The sequence below is a fragment of the Campylobacter sp. B0100352/1 genome, assembly GCF_020135855.1.
GTDB classification, from domain to species: Bacteria; Campylobacterota; Campylobacteria; order Campylobacterales; family Campylobacteraceae; genus Campylobacter_D; species Campylobacter_D taeniopygiae.
The window spans coordinates 34,027-57,164 of the sequence record NZ_JACHTP010000005.1 but is presented as its reverse complement, the minus strand read 5'-3'; the positions used below and the strand labels follow the sequence as shown (position 1 = coordinate 57,164).

Here is a 23,138-nt window from a genome sequence, read left to right as displayed (position 1 = left end):
CCTATAGTAAAATTTCAACACTTTTTGAGTCTGCAATCAATTTATTTTCTTTAGTCTCTCTATCTTCTTTTAAAGCTTGTGCTAGTTTATCATCACTTAAAGCAAGAATTTGTATTGCTAAATAAGCAGCATTTTGAGCACCCGCTTTACCAATAGCCAAAGTTCCTACAGGAATTCCGCTTGGCATTTGCACAGTAGAAAAAAGAGAATCCATGCTTGCTAAATTACTTCCTGACATAGGAACTCCTAAAACCGGCTTAGTTGTGCAAGCGGCAACCGCTCCAGCTAAATGCGCCGCCATACCTGCAGCTGCTATAAAAACTTGAGCACCTTTTTCTTCTGCTTTTTTTATATATTCTTTAGTGCGTTGCGGACTACGATGTGCTGAAGTAATAATGAGTTCATATTTAACATTAAATTGTTTAAAAATATTGGCACACTCTTGCATAATTTCATAATCACTCTTGCTTCCTATTAAAATAGAAATAAATTTCATAAAATTTCCTTTCTTAGAAAACTAAATTCACTAATTTTAGTTGGCATTTTAATCTCATTTTCATTTCCACTATGGATTTCTGTGAATTCTTTATTATTTTTTGCAATTAATTTTTTAAATTCTATAAAATACTTATCATCTTTTTGATAAATTTTGCCTATTTCATTTTCACATTCTTCGAGTTTGTCTCCCAAAGGAAGTAAAATTTCATAAGCTGTATCTAAAACTATTTTACCTTTACATTTAAAATAATCTCCATCTTCAACAATAGCATGAACTTGATGCGTACCTTCTTCTATGCTTGTGTGATGATTTTGAGTGTCTGTTTTCTCCAAGGGACGAGAAACTAAATAACCATCCGTAAACCCTCGATTTTTAAGAGTATAAATTTCTCTTTCGTATTTTTTAGGATCAAAATTATGATTTAAAGCATCCTCAATAGCCATTTTATAAGTTCTTGTAGTCAGTGCAACATAATATTCACTTTTTGTTCTTCCTTCTATCTTAAATGCACTAATACAATTTTCTTGCATAATCTTTTCTATATAAGAACATAAATTTAAATCTTTGGAATTAAAAATATGTGTGCCATTTTCATCTTCTTCGAGTCTAAAAAGTGTATTATTTTCAGGATTTTTAGCATAAAGCTCGTAATTAAATCTGCAATCATTAGCACAAGAACCCCTATTGCTCATTCTTCCACTTTGAACCGAACTGATCAAACAACGACCAGAATAAGCAAAACACATGGAACCATGAACAAAAGCTTCAAGCTCTACATCGCAGTTTTCTTTTAAAATTTTAGAATCTTTTAGACTTAATTCTCTAGCAATAACAATACGTTTAGCACCCATACTTTTATAAACTTTAGCATCAAGGTAATTTAAAACATTAGCTTGAGTAGATACATGCAAAGGAATTTCAGGAGCCAATTCTCGTACTAATTTCATAGCACCTACCGATGCAACAATAAAAGCATCAGGCTTCATATCGCGAAGTTTTAAAATATGGCGTTTAAGACCCTCTATTTGTCCGCTTAAATGAAAACCATTTAGGGTAACATAAATTTTTTTACCCTTATCATGAGTATATCTTACAGCCTCTTCAAAAGTTTCATAAGTAAATTCTTTAGCCGTTCTAGAACGCAAAGAAAAATTATTTACCCCAGCATAAACCGCATCAGCTCCATAAGCTAAAGCAATTTTTAGCTTTGTAAAATTTCCAGCTGGAGCTACGATTTCTGGAATGATCATTATTTTTGGCCTAAACTTGCTATTAAGGCTTCTATATCATCATTACTTACAACCTCTGCTGTGCTATCTCCTTCTATGTGTACCGCAGAGCTAACACGTTTTTTATCGTCAATTCTGCCTTCAAATAAAGAACTCATGTATCGACTTAAAGCACGCATAACATTAATAACACGCTCTATTTTTTGACGATGGATATCTTGATATTGCATAGCATCCATTGCCATCATAACTTCATCTTGACCGCCTTGTAAATGATCAACAATATCACCACTCATTTTTTTAGCTTTTGTATTAGACTCTAAGGCCTCACTAAAGCTTTCAACATTAGGAAATTTCTCATTTAATCTTGTAAAAATTTCGATATTTTTATCTAAAATTTTATTAATATCAGCTATTAAACTTTCAGAATCTACAAAAAAATTACTGATATTTTCAAGTCTTTCCATCATTTCAGTGGCTTTTTGCTCACTATCCTTAGTTACATCATCAAGCTGATGTACCACTTTATGCTCTTGACTTGGTGGTGGTGGTGGCCATGCCAAATTAGGATTTGGTCTATAATCAGCTACTTTTACATCTTCTATTTTTGCTTCTTGAGTTTCATTACTTTGAGTCTCTACTTCAGCCACAGTTTCAGACTCTAAGGTATCTTCAGAATCTAAATCACTATTCATCAAAGCATCAAGTTCTTCTTGAGTCATTGTTTTCCTTAATTTTTAAAATATGTAAATATTTCTTAATATTTTAAGATTATATTCTATTTAATCTGAAATAAAAATATAAATTCTAATATTTTTTTAAATATTCCTTCCTATTGAATTTTTAATTGTAATTTGTTTCAAAGATATTAACAAAATTTTTATTAAAATAATATGATACAATTTTAAAAATTAATGCTTACTAAGGAGAATACATGGGAAAATTTGTTAATAATATCAATGATTTTTTTGAATTTTGCACACAAAATGAAGTGCTTTTTGTGGATTTTCGTTTTACGGATATGATAGGAACTTGGCACCACATTACCTACAATATCCATTCAATCGATAAAGAAACTTTTAATACAGGAATTCCATTTGATGGAAGCTCTTTGCAAGGATGGCAACCTATTGAAAAATCAGATATGATCCTAAAACCTGATGCGCAAAGTGCCTTTTTAGATCCTTTTACAGCGGATCCTACGATTATTGTTTTTTGTGATGTATATGATATTTACAAAGGGCAAATGTATGAAAAATGCCCAAGAAGTATCGCGAAAAAAACAATGCAATATCTTAAAGATAGCGGTATAGCCGATACAGCATATTTTGGTGCAGAGAATGAATTTTTTATCTTTGATAGTGTAAAAATAGTAGATACAGCACACTGCTCAAAATACGAGGTTGATACCGAAGAAGGAGAATGGAATGATGATAAAGAATTTATGGATAGTTATAACACGGGTCATAGGCCTCGCAAAAAAGGCGGATATTTTCCCGTACAACCTGTAGATTCTTTAGTGGATATCAGAGCTGAAATGGTACAAACTCTTGAAAAAGTTGGACTTAAAACCTTTGTACATCATCACGAAGTTGCACAAGCTCAAGCAGAAATTGGAGTAAAATACGATACACTTGTAGAAGCTGCTGATAATGTTCAAATTTATAAATACGTTGTCAAAATGGTTGCGCATTTAAATGGTAAAACAGCAACGTTTATGCCAAAACCGCTTTATGGAGATAATGGAAGTGGTATGCATGTGCATATGAGTTTATGGAAAAATGGAGTTAATTTGTTTTACGATAAACAAGGATATGCAAATTTAAGTCAAACTGCTATACACTACATAGGTGGAATTTTAAAAAATGCTAGAAGTCTTGCTGCTTTTACAAATCCAAGTTCAAATTCTTATAAAAGAATAGTTCCAGGTTTTGAAGCTCCTTGTATTTTAACCTACTCTTGCCAAAATAGAAGTGCAAGTTGTCGCATACCTTACGGTATAGAAAAAAATTCAGCTCGTATTGAAATCCGTTTTCCTGATAATACAGCAAATCCATATCTTGCTTTTGCGAGTTTATTGATGGCAGGACTTGATGGGATACAAAATAAAACCATTCCAGTTGGACCAATGGATGAAAATTTATTTGATTTAACCTTAGATGAAATTCGTAAAAAAGGTATAGAGCAACTTCCACACACCCTAAGAGGAAGCCTAGAAGCTCTCATTCGCAACAATGCTTATCTAAAGCCTATTATGAGTGATCTTTTTATTGATGATTATCAACATTTAAAATTTGAAACTCAAGTATGGCCAGTAGAAGCGCGTCCAACTGCTTATGAATTTAAAACCTGCTATTCTTGCTGATTTAAAAAAGGATTTTAATATTAAAATCCTTTTAATCAAAACCTAAACCCTAGTTTGCCCTATGAGATTATTTAATCTATCCACTATAGATCCAACATAAGAATTGATACTTTCACTGCTTGCTTTCCAGCCACTAGCTTTTGCTTGATTAAACTGATTATCAAACCAAGCTCCACCATAACCTATAACAGAATTTTGCCATTTAACTCCTTTTTCCATTGCATAAATATCTGCGTCAAGCCAACCATCTTGTGCATAGCCTTTTAATAAACTTGCAAAATCAACTTTGCCTGTCATGATGTCATCTAAGGAAGCTAATGATCCATCAAAGCTTTCTTTAGCCATAGCTTCTTTAAAAGATTTAACTATTGGATTCATTTTGGTATCACCACCTTTTAGAGCATCAGCACCTGTAGATTTTAAAAAACTCATAAATAAATCTTCTTTAGTATAAGTTCCATCTTCATTTTTTGGATAAAATGACATATCAGGATTAAAAGTATATTTGTTTGATGTATTTTGAGTTTGCATACTTTGAGGAGTAAAATCTAATTTTTGCAATCCTGTATTGATACTTGCAAACATTCCTAATTGTTCCATTTCATCGTATTGTTCTTGGGTGTTATAATAATTTGTTATGGTTTTGCTTTCAAAATTTAGAGGTGAAGCAAAATCAAAATCTCCCACTGACATACTTACACCTTTAGGCAAACTATTTAAATCTGCTTCACTAAAACTTGTTTTATTGGTATCGTTAAAAGTATGATTAATAATATCATTGAATTTATCATAGTATTGCTTGATAGTATTTGCCATATCTATATTGGAATAATAACTACTTACACCTAAATAATTAACAGTATCTTCATTTAAATCTTTATTATATCTCTCTATCTCATCCAAAGTAGATTTATGTATCTTAAAATCTTTTGGTAATCCTGCAGCTTCATTAAAGTCTTCTCCCATATAACCCTCTTTATCTACACTATAACCATAGGCTGTATTGGTAGAAGTATTACTTATATCTGCTTGTTTGAATTTTAAAGTATAAATAGAGTTTTTAAATTCACTAGATATATCATAATTAGGAGAATTTGTTTTAGTGTAATAGTTTTTATTGATATTATTATTATTAGTAGAATTTAATACTTCACTTCTTATTAAAGTTTGTGAATTTTTATTTTCTATATCATTTAATTTAGTAGCATTTTGTTTTAAGAAAGCATTGGCAAAACTTATTTTTGAATTTTCTTTACTTTCTTTATTAGCTTTTGCTTGTGAAAGTATAGAGCCATAATTTGAGTTATCATTGATACTAAAGATACTCATATTTATTCCTTTGATTTTAGAATTGTTCTGCCTTCAAATCTAAATATCTTAATTAAATATAAGCAAGAAGTGTTCCACTTTGGATAAGTGGAACGAAGAAATAGTTTAGTATTGATTTTGGATTTTTTAAAATAAGACTAAAAATTAGATTAATTATCGTTTTAACTGATTTACAATGCCAAGCATATCATCACTTGTTGTTATAGCTTTAGAACCGGCTTCATAGGCTCTTTGTCCTGTAATAAGATCTGTCATTTCTTCGACAAGTTGAACATTACTAAGCTCAACAAAACCATGTCTGATTGTACCGAGTCCGTCTTGTCCTGCGATTCCAGCAACTGGAGCACCACTCGCACCTGTTTCAAGATATAAGTTATCTCCCATAGAATGAAGCCCTGCTGGATTAATAAACTGCACTAATTCTACTTGTCCGATTTGAGTTTCTTGTTGCTCTCCAGGAAGCATAACCGATACCGTTCCATCAGTTGCCACATTAATAGCAGTTGCACCTTCTGGTATGGTCATTTCAGGAAGTAATTTATAGCCATCAGAATTGACAATATTACCTTCATTATCTTTTGTAAATTGTCCATTTCTTGTATATCCTATAGTTCCATCAGGAAGCTGAATTTGAAAAAAACCATTTCCAGCAATAGCCATATCAAGACTATCTGTACTTGTTGCTTTTAAATTTCCTTCTGTAAAAACTTTTGTTACAGCAGTAGGACGCACACCAACACCCACTTCTATACCAGAAGGTGAAAGGGTTGTAGCTGAAGTAGAAGTTCCTGCATATTTCATAACCTGATACATCAAATCAGCAAATTCAGCACGACTTTTCTTAAAACCAGCTGTATTAACATTGGCAATATTGTTAGAAGTAACATCAATTTGTGTTTGCTGCGCTACCATCCCAGTAGCAGCAGTATGAAGTGATCTCATCATTTTTTATCCTTTTAATTTTTAATCTTATTTAACAGATGCAAGTTTATTGATAGCTTCTTGATTTAAATCATCCATATGAGCTGTCATAACTTTTTGATACATTTCAACCATTCTATTGGCTTCAATCAAACCCACCATTTCAATAACCGGATTGACATTAGAGCCTTGAGAAAAACCTTGACGCACCGCGTTAGAATTATCCAAATCTCTAATGCGAGTTAAATCATCGATTTTATAAACATTATCTCCATCTTTTTGCAAAGCTCTCATATCATCTACTTGAGCAATAAACAATCTTGCATTTCTCGTGCCATCAACTTCGATGTTTCCATCTTTATCAACACTAATTTGTGAAGATCCATTTGGAATTTTAATAGCGGCATTTTCAGGATTGTTAAAATAATCACTACTTAATACCTTATATCCTTGTTTATTTACCAAATAACCCTCTTCGTTTAATTGAAAATTTCCATCCTTGCTTAATCTAATTTCTCCATTTTTTGTTTGAACTAGATAAAAAGCATCATCTCTTGTTATTGCAAAATCCAAAGGATTATTAGTTGCCTTTAAAGAACCTAAACTAAAATCTGTATATTCTTGAGAAACTTGCGGTACGCTATCTATGGTAGTATTGATAAAGCGTGAAGCATCTCTTGTATTGTTTTCTATAGGCAACACATCCTGAGTTTCTTTAAAAATCCTTTTAAAATCTGCAATTACAACATCATCTCTTTTATATCCACTTGTATTGATATTGGCAAGATTATTTGTGATAACATCAAGTTTGTTAAACTGAGTTACCATTCCGCCTACTGCTTGATAATATCCATTTTGCATATTTTCACCTATAAAATTATTTTATATAAAGGTATAAAGCAAAGAGTGTTCCAACTTTTAAAAATATAAAAAAATAAAGAATAAAATGAAGAATTTGTAGAAAGTTACAAGGCTTAAAAGCCTTGTATTTTAATCCATTTGTCGGCGTAAAAATGTAGGAGTTTCTATTTGAGCCATAATTTCCTCATCAAAACCACCGCTAACTTTTTTAAGATTTAAATAAGGATTTTTCTTAGCCACTTCGGTTTCTTCTGAAGATTTTTTCTCAACAGTGTCTTTATCTTCAAAACCTGTAGCGATAATAGTAACTTCGACCCTATCTTCCATAGTATCATCCATGGTTGATCCAAAAATAATTTTTGCATTTTCATCAACTTTTTCTTCAATACTATTAGCCGCTGCAGAAATTTCAAATAAGGAGCAATTAGAGCTTGTTTTAAAATGTAAAATCACACCCTTAGCCCCTTTAATATCCATACCATCCAATAAAGGAGACTCTATAGCATTTTTCAAAGCTATTTCAACAGCATTTTCACCCTCGGCACTTCCAACACCCATAAGGGCAAGTCCTCTATGACTCATAATAGTTCTAACATCCGCAAAGTCAACATTGATATCACCATTATCTAAAAGTATAGAAACCATACCTTTTACTGCACGAGTTAAAATATCATCAACCAATTTAAAAGCTTCTTTCATACTCGCTTTTTTATCAATAATACTTAAGAGTTTTTCATTTTGAATTACAAGGATAGAATCACTTTCTTTTTTTAGTTCAAGAAGTCCGTTTTCTGCAAGTTTTTTTCTTTGTTTACCTTCAAAGCTAAAAGGCATAGTAACTACAGAAACAGTTAAAGCTCCAATTTCTTTAGCCGCTTGTGCTATAACAGGAGTAGCTCCTGTTCCAGTTCCACCACCAAAACCAGATGCGATAAATACTATATCGCTTTGACTTAAACTCGCTTTGATTTCCTCAAAACTTTCTCTAGCACTTTCTGCTCCAACTTCAGGAAGCATACCTGCCCCAAGCCCTTTTGTTTTCTTTTCACCAAGTTGAATTTTAGTTTTTGCTAAAGATGTAGAGATAGCTTGTGCATCAGTATTAGCAGCAATAAGATCAAGATCATTTAATCCCATTTTCACCATATGATTGATCATATTACCGCCGCCACCTCCGCAGCCTATAACTTTAATTTTTGCACCTTTATTATGTTGCATTTCTTCTACTAAAAATTCATTCATAAAATTCTCTCCTTGTTAAAATTGATTTATTATTTTATGCCACACGCTTGAAAAAAGGCCGGATTTTTTTTCTCGTGTCTCTTTAAAATCCAATTGTTCTTGAATTGCTATTGTATCATTTTCTTGCAAATTTTCATCAAAAAAATCAGATTTTATTTCATTTTCTATTTCTTTTTGAGGAATAATCTCTTGTCTGATTTGACGATTATAATTTTCTATTTCACCTTTATATCTTAATTTTTCATTAGAATCAAGCTCATAAGGAGTGAAATAACCCGCACCATAAAGACAAAGACCTATAGCACAAGTATTTTCAGGATCATTAAAAATCTCATTAAAACTTGTTATTAAATCCCTTCTTGCAGTTGCTATTCTAATAGAACGATTATCAAAAGTAGCAGGAGCTAATTCATCAATACCTGCTAATTTAGTCATTCCTCCAGTAAGCACAACCCCACCACCTATGCTATTAGCATAACGATTATCGCTTAAAATTTTTGCCAAAATCATCAAAGTTTCTTCTGCTCTAGCATAAATAACTTCAGAAATAATATCCAAAGAAACCTCATTTACTCTTTTTTCATCACCCATTGTTGGAATTTGTATAAGTGCATTAGGTTGTTGTGATAAAGCTGCATAATTAAGTTTAATTTTTTCAGCTTCTTTAAGTGGGGTATGCAAAGCCATAGATAAATCTTGGGTGATATTAATAGAACCAATCTGCAAACAATCATTATAACGGATAGAATTTCCAGTATGAACTACCATATCACAAATTGCACCACCCATATCAATAAGAACGGATCCGAGTTCTTTTTCACTATCATCCAAACAAGCTATGGATGAAGCATAGCCAGAAAGTACTATATTATCAACCCTTAAATCAGCTAATTCTACAGCTTTTTTCAAATTTTTAATATGAGATTCTTGAGAAATAACAATATGGGTTGAAACTTCTAAACGACTTCCGCTCATCCCTAAAGGATCATCTACATGTTCTAGATCATTGACTTTAAAATTATAAGGTAAAACGTGAATGATTTCATACCCGCTTGGTATATTAGCCGTATGTTTTGCAGTACTTACTGCTCGATGTATTTCTTTGATTCCAATTTCATGATTTGGAATATTTACAACTCCTATACTATCAACACTCTTAGTGTATGCACCAGAAATTGAAACGACAACCTTATCATAATGCACACCACTCATCATCTCAGCATTTCTTACTGCTTCTTCGATGGATTTTGAAGCAAGTTCGATATTTGTAATAGCACCTTTTTTTACACCATTGGTTTTTGCTTTTGAAAAACCAATAATTTTTAAACCTTCATCATCTTTTTGCGCAATAATAGCACAAGTTTGGGTCGAACCTAAATCAATTCCTAGTATATTCAAAATCACTTCCCTTTATAATAAATTTTTATTGGATATGTTTTTCTTAATTGATTAATTAATTCTTGTTTAATCATATCAGCTTTTAACATTTGTAAATTTTGTCTTAATGTTTCATAATGCTGACTTAATTTATCCTTGCTAATATCAATCTTTTGTTTATTGATTTTATAAAGCACTGCTTTATTATCACCCAAAAGGACATAAGAAGTATTTTGATCAGAATTAAAAACATTGGTTAAAAAATAACTAAATTCAGCATCATTAAATATATTTTTATCCATTTTAACATCGCTAAGCAAAGAATCTCTAGTCACAAAACCTATATTTTCACCCTTAAAATCTTTTAACTTTTCTTTCGCTTCTTTTTCTAAATTTTCTTTAGATTTTTCACTCAAGTATAAAGGTAAAACTTCATTTCTAGCTTCTTCAAAAGTTTTAATTCTTACAGGATCAATTTTATTAACCCTAACAATCACATAACCATCTTTATATCTAACAGGTCTTAAAACATCTCCATTTTTTATCTTAGATAAAAGTTCTAAAGGATAATAAATACTCAAATCTGAAACATTTTCATCTTTTTGAAATTGCTCTTTATTATTTTTTAATTCTAGAAATTTAGCATTAGCTAAATTTTTAAGATTAATTAAACCATAATCTTTAGCAACTTTATCTTTTACTGATTTAAAATCTAAAATTTTACCATTTTGATCTTTGTAATTTATTCGATTATTTTCATCATTATAAAATTTTTGCAATTCTTCTTCCGTAAACTTTTGATCATTTAGCGGTAAAAAATATGTAGAAATTTCATAAGTTTTACTTGTCTTATAATCTTGCTTTTGTTGTTCCCAGAATTTTTTCAATTCTTCTTCATTGATTTTTATATTCTTTTTATCATAATCTAATTCCACAACACTCAAAGAATCTCTCATAAAATAAGCAGTTGCTAACATTTTGATCTCATTTTCACTAGAAGGCAGATTAAAAATTTTATTTAATTTGTCAATAATAACTTCATCAGAAAGAATTTTTTCATAATCTTTAGGCATAAAACCATTCGCATGTAAAATCTCATAATAAATTGTTTTATTAAATTCACCTATTGGATTTTGAAAAGCCCTTGTTTGAGTAAGCTTGTTTATGATTTCATCATCACTAGAGTTTAAACCTAGATCTTTAGCAAAATTTAATAAAAGTTTATCTTCTATAAGTGAATTTAAGGCTAATTCTTTTAAGCCGATCTTTTCGGCACTCTTTTCATCTAAGCTACCATTGCTAATCTGATTGTAATAATTAAAAACTTGATTATATCGTGTATTAAATTCATTATAACTTATCTTCTCGTTTCCTACAATAGCCGCATTTGAAGCACGATCAAGGTTAAAATCATAAGCACCCCAATTAACAAAAACAGCCCCAACTAAAGCAATAGTACTAATCCATATAGTAATAATAAGGTATTTTCTATGATGCTGCATCCAAGTAAGCATACTATTCCTTGATAAAAAAATAAGTTCAACATTTTAACATATAAGTTTTTAAGTGGAGTTTAATTTAAACCAAAAGTATTGTTACTTTTTTTGATTTTGATGTTAAAATAAGCTATAATATCAAACTCAATCAATAAAATTTAGGATTTAGCTTGGAAATTCCACACATTCCAGTATTGCTTAATGAAGTTAATAAGGCTTTTGAAAATTTAAATTGCGGATATTTTTTAGATTGCACTGTAGGCTTTGGTGGTCATAGTGAATCTTTACTCAAAAATCATCCCGATATAAAACTTATCGCTTGTGATCAAGATCAAGAAGCTCTTGAATTTTCTAAAAAACGCCTTGAAAAATTTAAGGATAGAACGCAATTTTTCTTAACAAATTTTAGTCAAATTCTTGATCAAATTTCTACAAATTCTTTAAAAGGAATTCTAGCAGATATTGGAATTTCATCCTATCAATTAGACAATAATGAACGAGGATTTAATCTTAATTCTGATTTTTTGGACATGAGAATGAATCAAAATGCTAAAAATTCAGCCTTTAATGTTGTTAATTCTTATACTTGCGAACAACTTGCTTATATTTTTAAAGAATATGGTGAATTAGACGATGCTTATTTTATTGCTAAAAAAATTTGCCAATCAAGAATTGAAAAACCTATAAAAAGTGCTAAAGAATTGCAAAAAATTATAGGTGCGAACAAACAAAATCACAGAAAAGTTTCTAAAGCTACACTAGTTTTTCAAGCCATTAGAATCGAAGTCAATCAAGAACTTGAAGTTTTAAAAATCTTTTTAGAAAAATTAGAAAAAATAAAGCTAAAAGATTGTATTTTAGCTATAATTTGTTTTCATTCTCTAGAAGATAGAATGGTAAAAAATTATTTTAAAAAATGGTCTAAAAATTGCATTTGCGATGAAAAAGCTTTACGCTGTGAATGTGGAAATAATCATTCTTTAGGAAAAATTTTAAATAAAAAAGTTATCATTGCAAGCGAAGCAGAAATAATGCAAAATTCAAGATCTAGTTGCGCAAAAATGCGTTTATTTCATTTTAAAAATATGGAAAAATAATGTTAGAAGATGATTTTTTAAAAGAAAAGCAAAATATACGTCAGAAAATGCTAAATTTTTCGCGTGCTATAAATCAGGGAAAACCTTTAGATGATGAGCTTAAAAATGAAATTATCTCTAGTAATGATATTTTTAAAAGACGCCTCAATAAACAACCTCGCAATTTATTTGATCAAGATGAATATGAAACAAAAAATTCCAAAAAATCAAATATATATCTTAAAGAAGATTTAATCAATGTAAAATTGGAAGAAAAACAATCATTAGCTAAGAAAATTTTCTCCAAAATAAAAGAAAAGAGTAAAAATTCACAGACGCAAAAAAATAAGAAAAAATTATTTTCTCTAAAAAAAACAGAAAAAGAATTGCAACCTAAAAAAATACAAGAAAATAAAATAGAAGCTAAAAATTTAAACAAAAAAAACAATAAGGAATCTCAATTACCAAAAAAAGAAAATAGTCATAAATTAGATAAAAAAAATCCAAAAATCCCTCAAACCAATATCAAACAAAGTCTAGAAAATTTACAAAAAAAAATACATACTGAAAATATACCTGATACTTCATTGAAAAAAAATCCTACCGAGGAAGACACACAAAAAGCTAAAAATACTCTTTTAGAAGGATTTACAGATGCAACAAAAGAAGATAGAAATTTAACATTTAATCATTTGCTTTTTGCCGTCTTACTTGTAAGCTTTGCTTTATTGCTTTTTGTTCCGCAAATTTACATAAGAAATCAAATTTATTATTTAAGCCGAGAAATTGCAACTTTAAAAACAGAAGAAAGTGTGCTTAATGAAGAAAATAAAGATCTAAAAAGAAGATTAGAAAACATGCGCTTTCAAAATCAAATTCTTGACTACTTAGATTGAATGATTTTTTCTAACACATATTTTTCTAAATTCTTTTTCAAAATATCGTCCTTTAAAGCTTCCTTATAAAGTTTGCTTGCTACTGAAGAATATTTTTCATATGAAAAATAAGGAAAATGTAAATTCCAAGCTTTTTTTATCAATTGTTTTGAAATGATTTTTCGAGCATAAATCTTAAAAATATCATAACTTATAAAAACACAAGCAGTTACAATAACCGCACTAATTATACTTATATGAAAATCAAGACGCGTAAGAAAATAATGAGTGATAAGTAATAAAGGCAATAAAATAAGTACGCAAAGAATACTAAAATATAGATAAGAATTTAAAATTTTAAAATTAAAATTAAGTTTAGAAGGATCAACAAGCATTCCATCATTAAACAAAGCATTAGCTTCAAGCAAATCGCGCAAAATAACTGGCTGATCCGATATTTTAAAAAGAAAATTAAGACTCAATTCTTTAAATTTTTTCATGCTTTAAAAAATAATGTAAATAAAAGCTTTTAGCCTTTATTTACAAGTTCTTCCGTAACTCTTGCAATTTCAAATTCTTCATCTGTAGGAATGATGCAAACTTTGATTTTAGAATTTGCAGTGCTTATTATTCTTTCAGTCGACATTCTTTGATTATTTAAATTTAAATCAAGCTCAATGCCAAGATGAGCTAATCTTTCACACACTTTTTGTCTTACTAAAGAAGAATTTTCACCTATTCCACCTGTAAAAATAATACCATCAGTTCCTGGCAATACAGCAAGATAAGCTCCTATATATTTTACCAAGCGATAGCAAAACATATCAAAAGCTAAACGTGCTTTTTCTTCTCCTTTTTCAACTCGTGATTCAATATCTCTAAAATCATTATAACCACAAATTCCATACACCCCGCTTTTTTTATTCATCAAATTATCAATCTCATCTATACTCAAGCCTCTTGCTTTACTAATAAAAGGTATAATTGCAGGATCCATATCTCCGCAACGAGTTCCCATAACAAGACCTTCAAGAGGAGTAAATCCCATAGAAGTATCCACACTCTTTCCATCTTCTACAGCACAAACACTTGCTCCATTTCCAAGATGAGCTGAAATCACATTTACGCTACTTTTACCCAATAAATTAGCAGCCTTTGAGCTTACATAGGCATGAGAGGTCCCATGAAAACCATATCTTCTTATGCCATCTTTATCATAAAATTCATAAGGTAAAGCATACATATAAGCATAATCAGGCATTGTTTGATGAAAAGCTGTATCAAAAACTGCAACATTTGGTACATTTGGGGCAGCTTTAATCATTGTTTTTATACCGGCTAAATGAGCTGGATTGTGTAAAGGTGCAAAAACACTTACTCTATCAATTTCATTAAGTACTTGATCATCTATTAAACAATGTTTTGTTAAAGTTTTTCCTCCATGAACAATACGGTGACCACAACCATCAAGAACTTTAAGATCTTCTAAAATTCCTGACTCTTTAAAAAGTTCATTTAAAACTTGCAAACCATGTTCATGATCTTTTATAGCGATATCTCTTTCAAATTTCTCATCGCTTAAAGTATTTTTTAGAACCACTTTAGAAGTTTCTTCACCGATTTTTTCAATCAAACCACTTGCTTTAACTACTTTATCATCAAAAAATTTAAATTTTATAGATGATGAACCTGAATTTAAAACTAAAACTTTCATTTTTATCCTTATATTAAAATTATTGAGCTTGTACAGCACTTAAAATGACGGTATCTACAATATCATCAACCAAACATCCACGACTTAAATCATTTACTGGCTTTTTAAGACCTTGCAAAATAGGACCAATTGCCAAAGCATCAGCTGTTCTTTGCACAGCTTTATAGCCAATATTTGCAGCATCAAGATCTGGAAATACAAAAACATTAATTTGTCCTGCTATTTTAGATTCTGGCATTTTTGAAGCTGCTGTTTTAGGATCATAAGCACAGTCAAATTGCATAGGACCATCTATGTTTAATTCTGGATATTTTTCCTTAGCTATTTTAAGGGCTTCTTTTACAAGATCCACACTTTCACCCTTTCCACTATCCCCACTAGAATAAGAAAGTAAAGCGACTTTAGGATCTAATCCAAAAGATTTTGCAGTCATAGCGCTAACATAAGCGCTAGAAGCTAATTGCTCGGCTGTTGGATTAGGATTAACAGCACAATCTGCAAAAGCCAACATTTTATCTTCTAAGCCCATGAAAAATAATCCTGAAACGGAACTTACCCCTTCTTGAGTTTTAATCAATTGAAGCGCAGGGCGAATCGTTTCAGCTGTAGTTGTAGAAGCTCCACTTACCATAGCGTCAGCTTTTCCGCTATGCACAAGTAAAGTTCCAAAATAAGTTTTATCTTTTACTAATTCTTTAGCTTGATCAAGAGTCATTCCTTTAGATTTTCTTGCCTCATAAAGCATGGTGGCAAATTCTTCGCATAAATCTGAATTATAAGGATTGATCATTTTTGCAGAATTAATATCAAGCATTAGTTTTTCTGCATTTTGCTTGATTTCTTTTTCATCTCCTAAAATAATAAGATCAACAACTTCAGTTTTTAATAAAATATCACAAGCTTTTAAAATTCTTTCATCATTACCTTCTGGCAAAACAACTGTTTTTTTATTTTTAATGCCTTTTTTGATCATTTCATACTTAAAACGATAAGGAGTTGTAAAATCATAAGATTTTAATTGAGCGATTTTATCAAAATCAATATTTTCATCAATTAAAACATATTTTCTACCGTTTAAAAGTTTATCGAGATGTTTTTGAGTCATCGCTTTGTATTCATTGCAAACATCGGCAATAATTGGAGTGTTAAGATTTTTAGCGATTTTAACATTAAGTCCAAAAGCATCTAATACACCGAATTTAGAAAAACCAATTGTTAAGACAAATTCGTATTTTTCTTTTAATTCCTCGTAAGTTTTTAAAATAGTATTAAAAAAAATATTAGAATCTTTATTAAATTCTTCCATAGCATCTTTATCAACAAAGCTATAGGTATTTTCTATGTTTTGATTGATGCTAAATTGATTAAGCCACTCTTGAAAAATAGAAATATCATGCCTAGAAGCTACTGGGCAATAAATCGCCATATTTTTATAGTTTTTACTATAATATTCTAGCAATTTTAAACCAACTTTAATATTTTGATCATCACTCTTGGATCTTATTAAATAAAGATTTTCCATTATCTCTCCTTTTATTTTAAAAAAGTGGAACACTCTTTGCTTTGTACATTTTATAAATATTATTTTAACAAAAAAAAATAAAAATTCATAATTTAAAGGACGATTTTAATGAAAAAAGTTTTATTTTACACACTACCATTTGTATTTTTTGGTTGCTCTGCTACAGTGGATCCTCAAATTTCTATGAAACCACCTGCTTATGTCGAAGAACTTGCTCCTAAACAAAGCAATAATATAGAAACAGCGCCAGGATCGCTTTTTGGTAAAGGAGATAATCCTTTATTTTCAGACAAAAAAGCAATGAATGTTAATGATTTAGTAACAGTAGTCATTCAAGAAAGCACCACTCAAAGCACTCAAGCCAATAAAGCTACGAGTAGAACCAATACTTCAAATTTAGGTGGAGGAACTTTAACTGGTGGATCTGGAATCTTAAAAGATGCAATCAATAAAGTTAATGCATATTCTAATATTGGTTTTCAAACTAATAGCACAAATAATTATCAAGGATCAGGATCTCAAAGCCGCAATGAAAGCTTTAATACAACCATCTCAACTCGAGTGATCAAAATTTTATCTAATGGTAATTATTTCATTGAAGGCTCAAGAGAACTCTTGATCAATGGAGAAAAACAAATCATTCAATTAAGCGGAGTGATCCGTCCTTATGATATCGGACAAGATAATACTATAGATAGCAAATACATTGCAGATGCAAAAATTCTTTATAAAACTGAAGGTGAAGTGGATAGAAGCACTAGAAAACCTTGGGGAAGTAAAGTTATAGAAGCTATTTGGCCGTTTTAATAAAGCAAGGTTTTTTACCTTGCTTTATTATTCTTTTATCGTTCTACTTTTTACCTCATCTTCAACTTCTAGTAAAAATCTATCAACCAAATCTTTTTCTTTTAATTTTGCAACAACCTCTCCATGTCTTATAACAAGTCCTTGATTTTTTCCAAAAGCTATAGCGACATCAGCCCCCTTAGCTTCACCTAAAGCATTAACAACACATCCCATAACGCTAATATTAATTGGCTCTTTAATATGTTTGGTTTTCTCTTCTACAATCTTAATTGCACTAAGCAAATCACTTTGTATCCTTCCACAAGTTGGACATGAGATGATATTAACCCCGCTTTTTTGCACCCCGCTATCTTGCAAAATTGCCTTTGCGACACGAATTTCTTCTTCAAGTTCTCCCGTCATAGATACACGCATAGTATCGCCTATACCTTTAAGAAGTAAATTTCCTAAAGCTATAGAACTTTTGACTGTGCTATGAAATTTAGTTCCTGCCTCTGTAACACCTAAATGAAATGGATAATCACACAGTGGACGCAATCTTTCATAAGCCTCTATCGTTTTTTGAGCGTCTGAAGTTTTCATTGAAATTTTAATATCTGTAAAATCTAAATCTTCTAAAAGCTTAATATTATATAAAGCACTTTCTAGCATAGCCTCTATGCCATATCCAAATTTATCGCTAAATTGTTTTTCTATGGAACCATGATTAACCCCTATGCGTATAGGAATATTACGTTCTTTGCAAGCCTTTACAACTTCTTTGATATTTTCTTTAGAGCCAATATTTCCAGGATTAATTCTCACACCATCAATAAATTCAGCACAATATACAGCCAAGTTATGGTTAAAATGAATATCCACTATCAAAGGCAATGGACTCTTTGCTTTAATTTCTCTTAAGGCTCTTGCATCCGCCATATCCAAACAAGCCAAACGCACTATATTTGCTCCGGCAAAATAAAGACGATTAAGCTGCTCTAAGCAACCCTCTATATCTCTAGTTTTTGTAAATAACATCGATTGAACTGAAATAGGTGCATCTCCCCCTATTAAAACATTTCCCACTTTAATCTGCTTTGTTTTAAATCTCTCTACTTTCATACACAAACTCTTTTTATGAATATTATTTTTAAAATTTTAACTTTTTTTGCTTTAACTAAAGTTTATTTTTATATAATCTCTACATCTAATTTTTATTAAATATAATGGAAAAAATAATGCAAGATTTAAAAAATGGTGGAGTGATTTGGCTAACAGGTTTAGCAGGTAGTGGGAAAAGCTGTATTGCTGAAGAATTATGTAGGAAATTGAGAGAAAAATTAAACAATATTATCTATCTTGACGGCGATGAATTAAGAGATCTTTTGGGACATTATGGCTATGAAAAAGAAGGACGTATTGAAGTTTCACTAAAACGTTCTAATTTCGCTCATTTTTTAAGTTCTCAAGGAATGGTAGTTATTGTAAGTACGATTTCTATGTGGGATGAAATTTATACATACAACCGAAAACGACTTAAAAATTACTTTGAAATTTATATAAAATGTGATTTTGAAGAATTAAAAAAACGAGATAAAAAAGGGCTCTATAGCGGCGCTTTAAAAGGCGATATTAAAAATGTTGTGGGAGTTGATATTGATTTTGATGAGCCACATCCTGATCTGATTGTAGATAATTCTAAACTTGATAATCTTGAAAAAAAAGTAGCTATCATTTTAGATCATTTACAAAAATACTTATAAAATATGCAAAATTTATTAGAATTTATACGGGATAATTTAAATCCAATTGGAGCCCAAATTTTATTAAAAGCTTTAAAAAATTCCCACAATGAAAACTTTTTTAATTTTATTACGGAAAATATTAACATTATTTGCACATGGTTAAACTCACATGAATTTAAAGAAAATTATTTAAATAGCCCTTATCCTCCTTTGATTAATCCTGACTGTATAGACACAGATTCGAGCAGATATTGCGCAGAACTTGCTTGGGATTTAAATTTACCCTTACCTAAACACTATAAATTTATCTATATTTCGCCTCATGGGGTCGGTGCTGCTGCATTTTTAAGATATCTTAATGAGGGTTGTGATGTTTTATGTTTTCCTTCTTGGACTTCCCCTAATGATGCCAAAGAAAGATATTGCATCCATTATATGTATTTAAATAGCAATATTGATCAATATGCTATAAATATTTCAGAACTTAATATTCCTAATTTTGATAAATTTCTAAATTTGCTTGATCCTAATGCACAAATCATTTGTGGTGTTAGAGACCCTATAGGGATTTTAAAACACAATTGGGGAAGAGATTGGACAAAAGTTTCAAGAAATTATCCACGCGATTTTAATCTCACTTATGATTATAGAAATTATATTGAATTTTTAACTCACAATAAAAAAACTGAAATTAAAGTTGATTTTGAAGAGCTGAATAATGGAGTTTTTATCTTAAATTTTTTATTGCGATATTTCAATCAAGATAAAATTTATTATTTAGATATGAACTCGATTATTCCAGAAAATGCTTTTAAAACATTGGATTTTCTTGCTCAAAAATTCAGCTTTACCCCCCCCCCTATAGAAAAACAATCCTTTTTTAAAATTCAAGAATTCAAAGGCTACATCCGCTATCTTTTTCCCATCACACTTTATGCCAATAAAAAAGATATAAACAATAGATTAAATCCAGAAATCGATCCTTTAAACAGTATTGCTATTACTTTGGATAGACCAAGACAAAATGAACAAATTAATATAATAAAATTAGTTATTGATGATGATTTATCAAATGATATAGCTTTATATATTCAAAAAGAAGATTTAGAAAAACTTACAAATGATACGCAATTTTTTAATGCTGTTAAAGAGTATTTACATAACTTTTTATTTGAAATAAAAAAGATCGATAAGCAAAATGAACTTATGATGATGAAAGAGGAAGAGGTATTATCATCTTTTAATTCCAACAAGACCTTAGCATCGAAATTTCTAAACATTTTTCAAAAAGAATATCAGCATTTAGAACAAAATCGTCCAGATATTATCAATTCTTGGAAATATTATCAAAAATTTAAAAACAATGATTTTACATAAAATCTATAGGATCAATATCTGCATTGATATTTTTAAATTGTAAAACGTATTCTTCTATGGCAATTAAAGCCTTGTAAGAATCACTGCGGATAAGAATATGAAAACGGTATTTTGCATTAATCATTTCAACTCCGCAAACTCCGTATCCAATAAGTTCTATATTTTTTATCGTTGCTAATTTTTCAGCTAAATACTCACATAAATTTTGTGCTTTTAATCTATCCTTATCTTCTATGATTAATCTTAAAATACGCTTAAAAGGAGGATATAAACCTTTTCTATTTTCAAGCTCATCTCGCAAAAAAGCATCATAATTTTGTATATATTTTTCAAAAAAAGCACGATTTTTAGTTTGCAAGAGTACTCTAGCTTCTCCTTTACGCCCTGCTCTACCTGCAACTTGCATAGCTAAAGCTAAGGTTTCTTCACTCGCTCTAAAATTCGGTCTAAATAAGTACTCATCCATACCCAAAATCACACTCAAATCGACATTATGATAATCATGTCCTTTAGCAAGCATGGAAGTCCCTATAAGTATGTCAATTTTTTTATCATTAAATTCTTTTAAAATGTGATTTAATTTTTTAACACTCGTAATCTCATCGCTATCAAACTTTGCTATTTTAGCATGGGTAAATTTTGACTCTAAAAGCTCTTTAAGTTCAGCCGTTCCCATCTTTCTAGCTTCTAGCATTAAACCTTTGCAAGAAGGGCAGGATTGATCGATATTTTTTGTAAAATTGCAATAATGGCATTTTAATAAATTTCTATTTTTATGCAAACTCATAGCAATAGAACAAAATGGACACTTTATTGTCTCTCCACAATTTTTACAAAAAATTTGACGAAAATTAGCACGCGTAGGCAAGAAGATAATCACTTGCTTTTGTTTATTTAAACTCGCTTGTATTTCATTTAAAAGCATAGGACTTAATGATAACTCATTTTCATCGTATATAAAATGTTTCTTGCTTTCAAAAAATGTTCCTTTAAGTCTAAATACCTTTTGCTTATAAAAACTCGTCAAAGAAGGAGTTGCAGATCCTAAAACGACTTTAATATTTAACTTAGCTCCTAAAAAAAGCGCCAAATCTCTAACATTTAAATAGGGTTGATTTGAAGCTTTATAAGAATTATCATGCTCTTCATCTACCACAATTAAACCCAAATTTCTAAAAGGTAAAAAAAGTGCTGATCTAGCTCCAGCAATCAATAAAGCTTTACCTTCATTAAAGCTTTCCAAACATTCTTGTTTTTTCTTTTTAGAAACCTTAGAGTGCCATAAAAAAAAACTGTCTTCAAAATACATTTGCAAACGTTTTTTCATTTGAGAAGTGAGTGAAATTTCAGGCATCAAAAATAAAACTTGTTTTCCTTTTTTTAAATAATCTTTAATTAAAGAAATATAAATTTCAGTTTTACCACTCCCAGTATCTGCAAAAAGCAAAGAACTTGATTGATTGTTTAAAAAATCTAAAGCTTTTTGTTGTTCTAAGCTTAAATTTGGCTCTTTAGTAATTTCTAGTTTTTTGCAGCTATACTCTTTGCTTGTTAAAAAAAAGCCCAAAACAAAACCCATTTTGGCTGCATAATAATAAGAAATAAATTGCGCAAGTTCAAATTGAGATTTACTTAAAGAAAAAGGTGTAAGCTCTTTAATAGCTTTTGTTTGAAAATCTGGCTTTTCGCATTCCTTAATCACTAAAGCTCTAAGATTTTTTTTCATTTTTACATCTATAATTACCTCGCTTAAGGCAGGGATCTCCTTTTCACTATGAAAAATTAAATTTTGTAAATACAGTCCAAAGACCGACACTTCATAATATCTCATTGCAAATCTTTACAATATTTTGAATTTATGCACTCTAAAATACCTTCTTTAGAGTCATAAGCAAAATCAATGTATTCTTTTGAATTTAAGAAAAATCTATATTGATTGGATGCAATTTTCATCCAAGATTTAAAATCAGAATAAATAGGAGAATCAAGCAAGGAATAATCGTTAGCATTATAAAAAAGTTTTTCCCTTGGAGTATTAAATTTAGCATTGTCAAGATTGGCTATAAAAGCAATTTGTTTAAGCTCAGCTTGAGTTCGCATAAGCGATAAAGCCGAGCTTAACATTTCATAATCTATTTTTAATTTTAAAATTTTTGCCTCTTCTTTGCTTTTGCCCCAAAAGCTTAAGGCTAAAGTAGTAAGTATCCCTAAAATCAAAATGACAAAAACCAACTCAAGCAAGGTAAAAGCTTTTTTCATTTGACTGGGAGTTCTTCATTAATAGCTTTTATAAGTTTTTTAAGTTCTCTTTCTAAAATATAATTTTCATAACTTTTTTTTACAAAAGCATCTACAAAACGCTTGAGTTCAATTTTTTTAGTTCCGCCAGAAATTAAAGCAATATCATCCTCTAAAACATTAGCGAATTCTTCACTACATTTAACAATAAAATCTTTTGCAGAAACATTGATAATTACTTGTTTTAAATTATCACTTGCCAAGTACAGCCTCGATTTTTTTGTAAATATCCTCACTTTCTATATTGCGAGATTTTAATTCTTCCTCAAGACGCATTATTTGATTACTTTTTGCCTCATTTTGTGCCTTTACGCTTACAAGTTCATTTCTTAAATTCTCATTTGCTTCGCACACTTCATTATACTTTTCAATAAGCTCATTAACTTTATCTGACATAGTATTAATAATTTTTTCATCAAACATATT

23 protein-coding genes are annotated in these 23,138 nt (G+C 30.1%); 6 read left to right on the top strand and 17 right to left on the bottom strand.

The window, feature by feature from the left end:
* Nucleotide 1: 1 nt before the first annotated feature.
* The 3 genes from purE to H2279_RS02640 are packed head-to-tail and all read right to left on the bottom strand — an operon-like array spanning nucleotide 2 to nucleotide 2,450.
* Nucleotides 2-496: a 5-(carboxyamino)imidazole ribonucleotide mutase gene (gene purE / locus H2279_RS02650; RefSeq protein ID WP_337195494.1), complete on the bottom strand. Its 495-nt coding sequence runs from the start codon at nucleotides 494-496 to the stop codon at nucleotides 2-4.
* Nucleotides 493-1,749, bottom strand: coding sequence for a peptidase U32 family protein (locus tag H2279_RS02645; RefSeq protein ID WP_337195493.1), 1,257 nt, complete (start codon nucleotides 1,747-1,749; stop codon nucleotides 493-495). The genes purE and H2279_RS02645 overlap by 4 nt, the downstream gene beginning before the upstream one ends.
* Nucleotides 1,749-2,450, bottom strand: a complete 702-nt coding sequence (locus H2279_RS02640; RefSeq protein ID WP_137624441.1) for a protein phosphatase CheZ — start codon at nucleotides 2,448-2,450, stop codon at nucleotides 1,749-1,751. The genes H2279_RS02645 and H2279_RS02640 overlap by 1 nt, the downstream gene beginning before the upstream one ends.
* Nucleotides 2,451-2,662: 212 nt before the next feature.
* Between H2279_RS02640 and glnA the strand changes: the two genes are divergently transcribed.
* The gene (gene glnA / locus H2279_RS02635) at nucleotides 2,663-4,093 is read left to right on the top strand and encodes a type I glutamate--ammonia ligase (protein ID WP_337195492.1); all 1,431 of its coding nucleotides are present in this window, start codon (nucleotides 2,663-2,665) and stop codon (nucleotides 4,091-4,093) included.
* Nucleotides 4,094-4,135: 42 nt separating this feature from the next.
* On the opposite strand, the gene H2279_RS02630 is transcribed toward glnA, so the two are convergent.
* The 6 genes from H2279_RS02630 to H2279_RS02605 form a co-directional block, all read right to left on the bottom strand.
* On the bottom strand, nucleotides 4,136-5,422 hold the full coding sequence (locus H2279_RS02630; RefSeq protein WP_337195491.1) for a Cj0814 family flagellar-dependent secreted protein: 1,287 nt from the start codon (nucleotides 5,420-5,422) through the stop codon (nucleotides 4,136-4,138).
* 153 nt (nucleotides 5,423-5,575) lie between these two features.
* Nucleotides 5,576-6,367 (bottom strand): flagellar basal-body rod protein FlgG, encoded by a 792-nt coding sequence (gene flgG / locus H2279_RS02625; RefSeq protein ID WP_137624165.1) that lies wholly within the window; start codon nucleotides 6,365-6,367, stop codon nucleotides 5,576-5,578.
* 24 nt (nucleotides 6,368-6,391) lie between these two features.
* Nucleotides 6,392-7,204: a flagellar hook-basal body protein gene (locus H2279_RS02620; RefSeq protein ID WP_137624166.1), complete on the bottom strand. Its 813-nt coding sequence runs from the start codon at nucleotides 7,202-7,204 to the stop codon at nucleotides 6,392-6,394.
* A 129-nt stretch (nucleotides 7,205-7,333) separates the two neighbouring features.
* Nucleotides 7,334-8,446: a cell division protein FtsZ gene (gene ftsZ / locus H2279_RS02615; RefSeq protein WP_337195490.1), complete on the bottom strand. Its 1,113-nt coding sequence runs from the start codon at nucleotides 8,444-8,446 to the stop codon at nucleotides 7,334-7,336.
* 15 nt (nucleotides 8,447-8,461) lie between these two features.
* Nucleotides 8,462-9,850: a cell division protein FtsA gene (gene ftsA, locus H2279_RS02610; RefSeq protein WP_137624168.1), complete on the bottom strand. Its 1,389-nt coding sequence runs from the start codon at nucleotides 9,848-9,850 to the stop codon at nucleotides 8,462-8,464.
* The gene (locus H2279_RS02605; protein ID WP_337195489.1) at nucleotides 9,847-11,337 is read right to left on the bottom strand and encodes a peptidylprolyl isomerase; all 1,491 of its coding nucleotides are present in this window, start codon (nucleotides 11,335-11,337) and stop codon (nucleotides 9,847-9,849) included. Before H2279_RS02605 ends, ftsA begins: the two co-directional genes overlap by 4 nt.
* A 152-nt stretch (nucleotides 11,338-11,489) precedes the next feature.
* On the opposite strand from H2279_RS02605, the gene rsmH reads away from it, so the two are divergent.
* On the top strand, nucleotides 11,490-12,416 hold the full coding sequence (rsmH, locus tag H2279_RS02600) for a 16S rRNA (cytosine(1402)-N(4))-methyltransferase RsmH (RefSeq protein ID WP_337195488.1): 927 nt from the start codon (nucleotides 11,490-11,492) through the stop codon (nucleotides 12,414-12,416).
* Entirely contained in the window at nucleotides 12,416-13,291 is an 876-nt protein-coding gene (locus H2279_RS02595) for a hypothetical protein (protein ID WP_137624171.1), read from the top strand. Before rsmH ends, H2279_RS02595 begins: the two co-directional genes overlap by 1 nt.
* Here the strand turns inward: H2279_RS02595 and H2279_RS02590 are convergent.
* Genes H2279_RS02590 through pta form a run of 3 tightly spaced genes read right to left on the bottom strand, consistent with a single transcriptional unit; the run spans nucleotide 13,279 to nucleotide 16,506 of the window.
* Entirely contained in the window at nucleotides 13,279-13,770 is a 492-nt protein-coding gene (locus H2279_RS02590; protein ID WP_137624172.1) for a hypothetical protein, read from the bottom strand. The genes H2279_RS02595 and H2279_RS02590 overlap by 13 nt on opposite strands.
* A 29-nt stretch (nucleotides 13,771-13,799) precedes the next feature.
* Nucleotides 13,800-14,984, bottom strand: coding sequence for an acetate/propionate family kinase (locus tag H2279_RS02585; RefSeq protein ID WP_337195487.1), 1,185 nt, complete (start codon nucleotides 14,982-14,984; stop codon nucleotides 13,800-13,802).
* A gap of 19 nt (nucleotides 14,985-15,003) precedes the next feature.
* The gene (pta, locus tag H2279_RS02580; RefSeq protein ID WP_337195486.1) at nucleotides 15,004-16,506 is read right to left on the bottom strand and encodes a phosphate acetyltransferase; all 1,503 of its coding nucleotides are present in this window, start codon (nucleotides 16,504-16,506) and stop codon (nucleotides 15,004-15,006) included.
* A 108-nt stretch (nucleotides 16,507-16,614) separates the two neighbouring features.
* Here pta and flgH point away from each other — a divergent pair, with 108 nt between their 5' ends.
* Nucleotides 16,615-17,313: a flagellar basal body L-ring protein FlgH gene (gene flgH / locus H2279_RS02575; protein WP_137624175.1), complete on the top strand. Its 699-nt coding sequence runs from the start codon at nucleotides 16,615-16,617 to the stop codon at nucleotides 17,311-17,313.
* 27 nt (nucleotides 17,314-17,340) lie between these two features.
* On the opposite strand, the gene ispG is transcribed toward flgH, so the two are convergent.
* Complete coding sequence (gene ispG, locus H2279_RS02570; protein ID WP_137624176.1) at nucleotides 17,341-18,414, bottom strand: flavodoxin-dependent (E)-4-hydroxy-3-methylbut-2-enyl-diphosphate synthase; 1,074 nt, start codon at nucleotides 18,412-18,414, stop codon at nucleotides 17,341-17,343.
* A 116-nt stretch (nucleotides 18,415-18,530) separates the two neighbouring features.
* Here ispG and H2279_RS02565 point away from each other — a divergent pair, with 116 nt between their 5' ends.
* Together H2279_RS02565 and H2279_RS02560 are read left to right on the top strand one after the other, a co-directional pair.
* Complete coding sequence (locus H2279_RS02565; protein ID WP_337195485.1) at nucleotides 18,531-19,055, top strand: adenylyl-sulfate kinase; 525 nt, start codon at nucleotides 18,531-18,533, stop codon at nucleotides 19,053-19,055.
* A 3-nt stretch (nucleotides 19,056-19,058) separates the two neighbouring features.
* Nucleotides 19,059-20,414: a DUF2972 domain-containing protein gene (locus tag H2279_RS02560; RefSeq protein WP_337195484.1), complete on the top strand. Its 1,356-nt coding sequence runs from the start codon at nucleotides 19,059-19,061 to the stop codon at nucleotides 20,412-20,414.
* Here the strand turns inward: H2279_RS02560 and H2279_RS02555 are convergent.
* The 4 genes from H2279_RS02555 to H2279_RS02540 are packed head-to-tail and all read right to left on the bottom strand — an operon-like array spanning nucleotide 20,407 to nucleotide 23,135.
* Entirely contained in the window at nucleotides 20,407-22,245 is a 1,839-nt protein-coding gene (locus tag H2279_RS02555; RefSeq protein WP_337195483.1) for a primosomal protein N', read from the bottom strand. The genes H2279_RS02560 and H2279_RS02555 overlap by 8 nt on opposite strands.
* Nucleotides 22,242-22,673 (bottom strand): type II secretion system protein, encoded by a 432-nt coding sequence (locus tag H2279_RS08885; protein WP_442862185.1) that lies wholly within the window; start codon nucleotides 22,671-22,673, stop codon nucleotides 22,242-22,244. The genes H2279_RS02555 and H2279_RS08885 overlap by 4 nt, the downstream gene beginning before the upstream one ends.
* On the bottom strand, nucleotides 22,670-22,915 hold the full coding sequence (locus H2279_RS02545; protein ID WP_137624180.1) for a hypothetical protein: 246 nt from the start codon (nucleotides 22,913-22,915) through the stop codon (nucleotides 22,670-22,672). Before H2279_RS02545 ends, H2279_RS08885 begins: the two co-directional genes overlap by 4 nt.
* The gene (locus tag H2279_RS02540; protein ID WP_137624181.1) at nucleotides 22,905-23,135 is read right to left on the bottom strand and encodes a hypothetical protein; all 231 of its coding nucleotides are present in this window, start codon (nucleotides 23,133-23,135) and stop codon (nucleotides 22,905-22,907) included. The genes H2279_RS02545 and H2279_RS02540 overlap by 11 nt, the downstream gene beginning before the upstream one ends.
* Nucleotides 23,136-23,138 lie beyond the last annotated feature (3 nt).